Origin of the sequence: Streptomyces sp. WAC 04229 (genome assembly GCF_003947455.1) — a bacterium.
In the GTDB taxonomy this organism is placed as follows: Bacteria; Actinomycetota; Actinomycetes; order Streptomycetales; family Streptomycetaceae; genus Streptomyces.
The window spans coordinates 1-8,778 of sequence record NZ_QHJH01000248.1 but is presented as its reverse complement, the minus strand read 5'-3'; the positions used below and the strand labels follow the sequence as shown (position 1 = coordinate 8,778).

General features: G+C 72.2%; 10 protein-coding genes and 1 pseudogene. 7 read left to right on the top strand and 4 right to left on the bottom strand.

The window, feature by feature from the left end; all coding sequences use genetic code 11:
* Nucleotides 1-36: 36 nt before the first annotated feature.
* Nucleotides 37-1,056: pseudogene (locus DMH12_RS35035) on the bottom strand (DEAD/DEAH box helicase); the annotation flags it as partial.
* A 67-nt stretch (nucleotides 1,057-1,123) separates the two neighbouring features.
* Complete coding sequence (locus tag DMH12_RS35030; RefSeq protein ID WP_260474456.1) at nucleotides 1,124-2,095, bottom strand: class I SAM-dependent methyltransferase; 972 nt, start codon at nucleotides 2,093-2,095, stop codon at nucleotides 1,124-1,126.
* A gap of 226 nt (nucleotides 2,096-2,321) precedes the next feature.
* Between DMH12_RS35030 and rpsA the strand changes: the two genes are divergently transcribed.
* The 4 genes from rpsA (at nucleotide 2,322) to DMH12_RS35005 (ending at nucleotide 6,074) form a co-directional block, all read left to right on the top strand.
* Entirely contained in the window at nucleotides 2,322-3,830 is a 1,509-nt protein-coding gene (gene rpsA / locus DMH12_RS35020; protein WP_125495358.1) for a 30S ribosomal protein S1, read from the top strand.
* A gap of 185 nt (nucleotides 3,831-4,015) precedes the next feature.
* Nucleotides 4,016-4,954 (top strand): PAC2 family protein, encoded by a 939-nt coding sequence (locus tag DMH12_RS35015; protein ID WP_125495357.1) that lies wholly within the window; start codon nucleotides 4,016-4,018, stop codon nucleotides 4,952-4,954.
* Between the two features lie 69 nt (nucleotides 4,955-5,023).
* Nucleotides 5,024-5,644 carry a dephospho-CoA kinase gene (gene coaE / locus DMH12_RS35010; RefSeq protein ID WP_125495356.1) on the top strand — a complete coding sequence of 207 codons (621 nt, stop codon included), beginning with the start codon at nucleotides 5,024-5,026 and terminating at the stop codon, nucleotides 5,642-5,644.
* 49 nt (nucleotides 5,645-5,693) lie between these two features.
* The gene (locus DMH12_RS35005) at nucleotides 5,694-6,074 is read left to right on the top strand and encodes a M48 family metallopeptidase (RefSeq protein ID WP_122615035.1); all 381 of its coding nucleotides are present in this window, start codon (nucleotides 5,694-5,696) and stop codon (nucleotides 6,072-6,074) included.
* Between the two features lie 3 nt (nucleotides 6,075-6,077).
* Here DMH12_RS35005 and DMH12_RS35000 read toward each other — a convergent pair whose 3' ends face one another.
* Nucleotides 6,078-6,335 (bottom strand): DUF6343 family protein, encoded by a 258-nt coding sequence (locus DMH12_RS35000; RefSeq protein ID WP_163015661.1) that lies wholly within the window; start codon nucleotides 6,333-6,335, stop codon nucleotides 6,078-6,080.
* Nucleotides 6,336-6,507: 172 nt separating this feature from the next.
* On the opposite strand from DMH12_RS35000, the gene DMH12_RS34995 reads away from it, so the two are divergent.
* Together DMH12_RS34995 and DMH12_RS34990 are read left to right on the top strand one after the other, a co-directional pair.
* On the top strand, nucleotides 6,508-7,194 hold the full coding sequence (locus DMH12_RS34995) for a bifunctional 2-polyprenyl-6-hydroxyphenol methylase/3-demethylubiquinol 3-O-methyltransferase UbiG (RefSeq protein WP_125495354.1): 687 nt from the start codon (nucleotides 6,508-6,510) through the stop codon (nucleotides 7,192-7,194).
* 137 nt (nucleotides 7,195-7,331) lie between these two features.
* Entirely contained in the window at nucleotides 7,332-7,751 is a 420-nt protein-coding gene (locus tag DMH12_RS34990) for a DoxX family protein (RefSeq protein ID WP_125495353.1), read from the top strand.
* A 40-nt stretch (nucleotides 7,752-7,791) separates the two neighbouring features.
* Here the strand turns inward: DMH12_RS34990 and DMH12_RS34985 are convergent, their stop codons facing one another.
* Entirely contained in the window at nucleotides 7,792-8,331 is a 540-nt protein-coding gene (locus DMH12_RS34985; protein WP_125495352.1) for an RNA-binding S4 domain-containing protein, read from the bottom strand.
* A 73-nt stretch (nucleotides 8,332-8,404) separates the two neighbouring features.
* Between DMH12_RS34985 and DMH12_RS34980 the strand changes: the two genes are divergently transcribed.
* On the top strand, nucleotides 8,405-8,778 hold a 374-nt coding region (locus DMH12_RS34980; protein WP_312023992.1), incomplete at its 3' end, for a uracil-DNA glycosylase family protein.

Below are 8,778 nucleotides of genomic sequence, written 5' to 3'. Positions count from 1 at the left end.
ATGGTCGTGGGTGGCAGGGGACTAAAAGAGCCGGCCTCGCGGGCGGCGGCCCGCCCGCTGCCGCGCCGCCGCCCGCGAGGCCCGTACCGTCGTCAGGGCGCTCAGCCCGCGCGCGTGGTCGACGCGCGGCTCCCGCGCCAGTCCGGCGTCCACGACCGCCCGCACGCCCGGAACCGTCAGCGACGACTCCGCCACCGAGGTCGCCAGCACCACCCGGCGCCGCGCCCCGGGCACCAGCACCGCGTCCTGCACGGCCGCGGGCGCCCGCCCGTGCACCTGGAGCACGTCGACGTCCCCGAGGCCCCCCAGCTGCCCGGCGACACGCGCGATCTCCCCGACGCCCGGCAGGAAGCAGAGCACGTCCCCGTCCCGCTCGGCCAGCGCCCGCCGCACCACCGACGCGACGTGCGCGAGCAGCGCCGGATCCACTCGCGTCCCGTGCGGGGGCCGCACCGGACGCGCCGGTGGCGACCAGACCACCTCCACGGGATGCGACACGCCTTCCGCCTCGACGACCGGCGCCCCGCCCAGCAGCCGGGCCCAGCCCTCCGCGTCCGTCGTCGCCGACGCGGCCACCAGGCGCAGCTCCGGCCGGAGCGCCTGGCGCACGTCCCACAGGAACGCCGCCGCCGTGTCCGCGTCCAGGTGCCGCTCGTGGCACTCGTCGAGCACCACCACGTCGACGCCGGTCAGTTCCTGGTCCCGCTGGAGCCGCTGCAGGAGCACACCGGTCGTGACGACTTCCACGCGCGTGTGCCGCCCGACGACCCGCTCACCGCGCACGGTGTACCCGACACGCGCGCCGGGCTTCTCACCCAGCAGCCACGCCATCCGCCGGGCCGCCGCCCGCGCCGCGATCCGCCGGGGCTCGGCCACGACCACGCGCCGCGCGGGTCCCTCGCCCAGCAGCCCGGCGAGCGCGAGCGGCACCAGCGTCGTCTTGCCGGTGCCGGGCGGCGCGACCAGCACCGCCGTGCCGTGCCCCTCCAGGGCGTCGTGCAGCGCGGGCAGGGCACCGCGCACGGGCAGCGCGTCCAGGGCGTCGTAACGGATCACGCCCCCAGTGTCGTACGCCCGCGAAACCGGCCTCCACGCGCGCGTGCGCAGGCACGGCCCGTACGGCTCAGTCGCGCTCGCACACGAAGATCGCCGTCCCCGGGATCAGGTGCCCGCGCAGCGGGGACCACCCGCCCCACTCGGAGGTGTTCCAGTCCGGCCACTCCGGTTCCACGAGGTCCACCAGCCGGAACCCGGACGTCACCACGTCCCGCACCCGGTCACCGAGCGTCCGGTGGTGCTCGACGTACACCGCGCGGCCCTCGTCGTCCTGCTCGACGTAGGGCGTGCGGTCGAAGTACGACGCGGACACCGACAGCCCCTCGGGGCCCGGCTCGTCCGGCAGCGCCCAGCGCAGCGGATGGGTGACGGAGAAGACGAAACGGCCCCCCGGTCGCAGCACCCGGCGCACCTCCCGCAGCACCAGCCGCGGATCGGCGACGAACGGCAGCGCCCCGTACGCCGAGCACGCCAGGTCGAACGAGCCGTCCGCGAAGGGCAGCACGGCGGCGTCGGCGCAGATCAGGGGGAAGTCGCCGCCGATCCGCAAGGCGTGCTGGAGCTGGCGGTGGGAGAGGTCGAGGGCCACCGGACGGGCGCCCTGGGCGGTCAGCCAGCGCGAGCACTGCGCGGCGCCGGCCCCGATCTCCAGGACCGTCTTCCCCTTCAGGTCCTCCGGCGGGCCCAGCAGCTCCGCCTCCACCTCGTCCAGGCCCTCGGGACACCACACGAAGCGGTCGTCGCCGAGGAAGGTGCCGTGCTCGGTCTGGTACTCGTCCGCGTTCCGGTCCCACCAGCCGCGGTTGGCGCGCGAACTCTCCGTGACACCGGCGGCACGCCGGGTGGCCTCGGGTTCCGCTGCAGCGGTCTCGGACGTTACGGGCTCTTGGATGACCGGCTCCCTCGTACTAGTCTGCGGGCTCTTCCGTGCCGCCGGCCCCCGGTCACGCAAGGGACGCTCAGGGGTCCACGTGGCCTCGGGGGACAGCTTTTGTGCCGGGTATGCGGTGATCTGCCCCGGGTGTGCGGCTTCGCGCATTGACCCTGCCCGGCTGCCCCCGTATGCTACAAGTTGCGCTGCGGGCCTGCGCGCCTCAGACGTAGTAGGCCGCGCTCGCATCTGTTGTATGTCCCCTCGGTTCTCGAGGCGTCACCAGTGGTTTTCGGTGACGCTTCCTTGGCTGTCCGGCTTCTGCAGAGCGAAACGGGCTCCCGGCGCAAGCAGTACCTACGACTTCAATGTCCGTACCGGAGCCCTTTCCCACATGACGAGCAGCACCGAGACCACCGCCACCACCCCGCAGGTAGCGGTCAACGACATCGGTAACGAGGAAGCCTTCCTCGCCGCGATCGACGAGACGATCAAGTACTTCAACGACGGCGACATCGTCGACGGCGTCATCGTGAAGGTCGACCGGGACGAGGTCCTGCTCGACATCGGTTACAAGACCGAAGGTGTCATCCCGAGCCGCGAGCTCTCGATCAAGCACGACGTCGACCCCAACGAGGTCGTCGCCGTCGGTGACGAGATCGAGGCCCTTGTTCTCCAGAAGGAGGACAAGGAAGGCCGCCTGATCCTCTCGAAGAAGCGCGCCCAGTACGAGCGTGCCTGGGGCACCATCGAGAAGATCAAGGAAGAGGACGGCATCGTCACCGGTACCGTCATCGAGGTCGTCAAGGGTGGTCTCATCCTCGACATCGGCCTCCGCGGCTTCCTCCCGGCCTCCCTGGTCGAGATGCGTCGCGTCCGCGACCTCCAGCCCTACGTGGGCAAGGAGCTCGAGGCGAAGATCATCGAGCTGGACAAGAACCGCAACAACGTGGTCCTGTCCCGCCGTGCCTGGCTGGAGCAGACCCAGTCCGAGGTCCGCCAGACGTTCCTCACCACCCTCCAGAAGGGTCAGGTCCGTTCCGGCGTCGTCTCCTCGATCGTCAACTTCGGTGCCTTCGTGGACCTGGGTGGCGTCGACGGTCTGGTCCACGTCTCCGAGCTGTCCTGGAAGCACATCGACCACCCCTCCGAGGTTGTCGAGGTCGGCCAGGAGGTCACCGTCGAGGTTCTCGACGTCGACATGGACCGCGAGCGTGTCTCCCTGTCGCTGAAGGCGACCCAGGAAGACCCGTGGCAGCAGTTCGCCCGCACCCACCAGATCGGCCAGGTCGTGCCCGGCAAGGTCACGAAGCTGGTGCCGTTCGGTGCGTTCGTCCGCGTGGACGAGGGCATCGAGGGTCTGGTCCACATCTCCGAGCTGGCCGAGCGCCACGTGGAGATCCCGGAGCAGGTCGTCCAGGTCAACGACGAGATCTTCGTCAAGGTCATCGACATCGACCTCGAGCGCCGTCGCATCAGCCTCTCGCTGAAGCAGGCCAACGAGGCCTTCGGTGCCGACCCGTCGACGGTCGAGTTCGACCCGACCCTGTACGGCATGGCCGCGTCCTACGACGACCAGGGCAACTACATCTACCCCGAGGGCTTCGACCCCGAGACCAACGACTGGCTCGAGGGCTACGAGACCCAGCGCGAGGCGTGGGAGACGCAGTACGCCGAGGCGCAGCAGCGCTTCGAGCAGCACCAGGCCCAGGTCATCAAGTCCCGCGAGGCGGACGAGAAGGCCGCGGCCGAGGGTGCCGACACCGCGGGTGCGGCTCCGGTCGCGTCCGGCGGCGGTGGCGGCGGCTCGTACTCCTCCGAGGGTGGCGACAACTCCGGCGCCCTGGCGTCGGACGAGGCGCTGGCCGCGCTGCGCGAGAAGCTGGCCGGCGGCCAGAGCTGAGCGCGGGCCACTGAGGCCAAGCCTTAGACCAAGGGGCCGTACCTTTCGAGGTGCGGCCCCTTGGCGTTGCCCCGGACGGCGCCCCTTCCGGCGCGGCCGCCAAGATCACAGTCCTCGCTCTTCCGGGAATGCCCGTCCCCGTCCCGGCGTTGTCACGTACGAACACGAGGAGGGGAGCGGTCACTGTGCTTGATCCGCAGGATTTGTACGCATGGGAGCCGAAGGGCCTGGCCGTCGTCGACATGGCGCTCGCGCAGGAGTCGGCCGGACTGGTCATGCTGTACCACTTCGACGGCTACATCGATGCCGGGGAGACCGGCGACCAGATCGTCGAGCGAGTGCTCGACACGCTGCCCCACCAGGTCGTCGCCCGCTTCGACCACGACCGGCTCGTCGACTACCGGGCGCGCCGTCCGCTGCTGACCTTCAAGCGGGACAGCTGGACGGAGTACGAGGACCCCACCATCGAGGTGCGGCTCGTCCAGGACGCCACGGGGGCGCCGTTCCTGCTGCTGTCCGGCCCCGAGCCGGACGTCGAGTGGGAGCGCTTCGCCGCGGCCGTGGCGCAGATCGTGGAGCGCCTGGGCGTCCGCCTGGCGGTGAGCTTCCACGGCATCCCCATGGGTGTCCCGCACACCCGCCCCGTCGGCGTCACCCCGCACGGCACCCGCACCGACCTCGTGCCGGGCCACCGCAGCCCCTTCGAGGAGGCGCAGGTCCCCGGCAGCGCCGAGGCGCTCGTCGAGTACCGGCTCATGCAGGCCGGCCACGACGTCCTGGGCGTCGCCGCGCACGTCCCGCACTACATCGCCCGCTCCGCGTACCCGGACGCGGCGCTGACCGTCCTGGAGGCGATCACCGCGGCGACCGGCCTGGTCCTGCCCGGCATCGCGCACGCCCTGCGCACGGACGCCCACCGCACCCAGACGGAGATCGACCGGCAGATCCAGGAGGGCGACGAGGAGCTGACCGCCCTCGTCCAGGGCCTGGAGCACCAGTACGACGCGGCCGCGGGCGCCGAGACCCGCGGCAACATGCTCGCCGAGCCCGTCGAGATCCCCTCGGCGGACGAGATCGGCCGCGAGTTCGAACAGTTCCTGGCGGACCGGGAGGGCGACAACTGAGGTCGACCGGCCGGCCCGCGGACGGGGCCGTTGAGTGTGCCGTCACCGGCAGGCCCTAAGCTTCCGCTCATGCTGAAGGTGGGCCTGACCGGCGGGATCGGTGCCGGCAAGAGCGAGGTGTCGCGGCTGCTCGTGGAGCACGGCGCCGTACTGATCGACGCGGACCGGATCGCGCGCGAGGTCGTCGCGCCCGGGACCCCGGGACTCGCGGCGGTCGTGGACGCTTTCGGCGAGGACGTGCTCGCCGGGGACGGCAGCCTGGACCGGCCGAAGCTCGGCTCGATCGTCTTCGCCGACCCGGAGCGCCTCGCCGCGCTGAACGCGATCGTGCACCCCCTGGTGGGCGACCGCTCCCGCGCCCTCGAGGAGGCGGCCGACGACGACGCCGTCGTCCTCCACGACGTCCCTCTGCTCACCGAGAACGGCCTGGCACCGCTGTACGACGTCGTGGTCGTCGTGGACGCCGACCCGGCCACCCAGCTCGACCGGCTGGTCCGGCTGCGCGGCATGACCGAGCAGGACGCGCGGGCCCGCATGGCCGCCCAGGCGACGCGCGAGCAGCGCCGGGAGATCGCGGACGTGGTCATCGACAACGACGTACCCCTGGACGAGCTGCGACGCCGCGTCGCGCAGGTGTGGACCGAGCTGGCCCACCGGGCACACGACCGGCGCCGGACGGCACAGGAATAGGGTGCCCCGGGCGGGCGTTGATCCCTTCCAGTGAGGGAAGGACTCTGCCGTGCCCGAGATCAGCGGTTCGACCGGACGTACCCCGGAGACGGATGTCATCGACTTCCGTGCCGCCGAGCAGTTGCTCGCGGCGCGGGACCCGCGGGGCGCGGTGAAGCTGCTCGACGCGGTCATCGGAGCCCACCCCGAGAACACCGCCGCGCGGCTGCTGCGTGCCCGTGCCTTCTTCGCCGCGGCGCAACTGCGACCGGCCGAGCTGGAGTTCACCATCGTCCTGGAGCGTGAGCCGGACAACGCGTTCGCGCACTTCGCGCTGGCCCGCACCTACGAGCGACGGGGCTGCCCCGACCAGGCCCGGCGGCACTTCAGGCTGGCGGCGGCCCTGGATCCGAACCCCGAGTACCTCCAGCAGGCGCGTTTCGACTCCTGACGGTCAGCTCCTCGGCGGTGGGTACGGCGGGATGTCCCGGCCCGGCTGGTAGTGCGGGCCCTGGCGCAGGTGCCGCAGGACCACCGTGAGGTCGATCGTCGCGACCAGCCAGAGCACCCCGCAGGCCACGGCCCATCCGATACGTCCGGTGAGCGCGAAGGCCGCCGTCCCGAAGATCGCCCAGACCAGCCCCCACAGGCTCAGCCAGAACCGCGCCCGCAGTGCACTGCGCGCGGTGGCCGGTTCACTGCCCGTACGCATCGGATCACCACTCCTCCAAGCAACGTACTCCGGCGGGCCACGAGGGGGAAACGGGCCGCGTCGGCGGTCCCGCCGTACCACCGGACCGGGTGCGTTCACTCGGTCGGGTGAACCGGCGGCGCGTGGGAACGGGTGTGCGGTGGCGGGCCGTTGGACGGGCATGGAACTGAGAATGCGAGAGGGACACCAGGGGACGGGACCCGGGGCCATCACCCCGGACGGCTGTGCCGTCGAGCTGTATGCGCGGCTGCCCGCGGGACCCGAGCCGGACATCGTCGCCGCCGCCGTACCCGAGGGTGCGCGCATCCTGGAACTGGGCAGCGGGGTGGGCCGCATGACCCATCCGTTGCTGGAGCGCGGGTTCTCCGTCACCGCGGTCGACGAGTCCGCCGAGATGCTGGAGCACGTGCGCGGCGCACGGACCATATGCGGCCCGATCGAGCACCTCGACCTGGACGAGCGCTTCGACGTGGTGATGATGGCGTCGTTCCTCGTCCACACCGGGGACGTCGAGGTGCGGCGGGGACTGCTGCGCACCTGCGCGCGGCACGTCGCGGACGACGGCTGCGTACTGATCCAGCGGGAGGGCGCGGACTACCACACCAACCTGCCGCGCGAGCGGGTCGACCCCAGCGGCTTCACCGTGCGGATCCTGTCGGCGGACCCGGTCGCGGCAGGGGTCAACTCGGTACGCGCGGAGTACGAGTTCCCGGACGCGGTCTGGACCCAGACCTTCCTGGCCCGGCCGCTGACGAAGGAACAGTTCGAGCAGGCACTGGCGGAGGCGGGTCTCCGGGTGGACCGGTATCTGACCGACGACGGGACGTGGGTGAGGGCGATACCGATGCCACAGGCGTGAGGCACCATGAGTGGTGCCCACAGGAGTGGTGCCACAGGATTGCTGCCACAAGAGTGGGCATCCGGCGATGAGTTCCGGTCCGGCGGGCGGTCTACCCACCCGACAGCAGCACGGACCACCCAGCTCAGGAGACCGCCATGGCCGAGACCGCCGCTCCCACCGCCCCCACGGCTCGCACCGCCCGGATCACCCTGCGCGTGGTGCAGGTGCTCGTCGCGCTGTTCTTCGCCGTGGCGAGCGCCTCGCCCAAGCTCGTCGGGCACTCCTCGGCGGCCGACAGCTTCGCCACGATGGGCTGGGGCGACGCCGGCATGTACGCGATCGGAGTCCTGGAGCTGGCCGGGGCGGTCGCCCTGCTGATCCCGGTGCTCCAGTCGGTCGCGGCGACGGCGCTCGGCGCGCTGATGGTCGGCGCGTTCGTCGTCCAGCTGACCTACTTCGACGGTGAGAACGCGGCGACACCGCTCGTCCTGCTGGTGCCGCTCCTGGTCATCGCCCGGGCCCGCCGCGAGCACAACCGGGAGCTGCTCCGGCTGGTCCGGGCCCGGCGCGGCTGAGCGAGCGTCCGAGGACGGGAGCAGGGCCCGGTCACGGCGATCAGGGCCTGGTCTCGGCGTCCTTACGAGCGCGGGCCAGGCTCTCCAGCCCGCGCAGGCGCTCCATCTCACGGCGGTCCCGCTTGGTCGGCCGCCCGGCGCCGCGGTCACGGATCCCGGCCGGGGCGACGGCCTCGCGGGGCGGGGGCGGCGGGGAGTTGTCGACGTAGCACTGGGCGGCGATCGGGGCACCGACGCGCTTGCGGATGAGCCGCTTCACGATGACGACGCGTTCCCGGCCCTCGTGCCGCAGGCGCACCTCGTCGCCCACACGCAGTGAGTACGCGGGCTTCACACGGTCACCGTTCACCCGGACATGGCCGCCCCGGCAGGCGGTGGCGCCGAGGGAGCGGGTCTTGATCAGGCGGACGGCCCAGATCCAGCTGTCCACCCGGACGTTCTCGCCGCTCTGCGGCCCGGCCGCCTCGGCGGCGGCGATCGCGGCGGCGGTCCTCGGGTCCTGTTCCGGGGCCCCGGGGGCGTCCTGCGGGACGGCCGCCCCGTCCGCCGGGGCCCTGCCCTCGTCATGCTCGGAAGCCATGCTCCGACCTTAGCCGCCCGGCCCGGCGGGAGGGACCGCAATTTCCGCCCGGGGATCGTTCTACGGTGGACGCATGGACACCGGCGGCCTCCCGATGCTCGACCAGCGGATCACGGACTGCCGGGCCTGCCCGCGGCTGGTCGACTGGCGGGAGGAGGTGGCCCGTACGAAGCGGGCGGCCTTCGCCGACTGGACGTACTGGGGCCGTCCGGTGCCGGGCTTCGGACCGCCCGACGCGAGCCTGCTGATCGTCGGACTCGCCCCCGCGGCCCACGGCGGCAACCGCACCGGCCGGATGTTCACCGGCGACCGCTCCGGGGACGTCCTGTACCAGGCCCTGTACGACGTGGGCCTCGCCTCGCAGCCCACCGCGGTCCGTGCCGACGACGGCCTGGAACTGCTCGGCGTGCGCGTCACCTCTCCGGTGCACTGCGCCCCGCCCGCCAA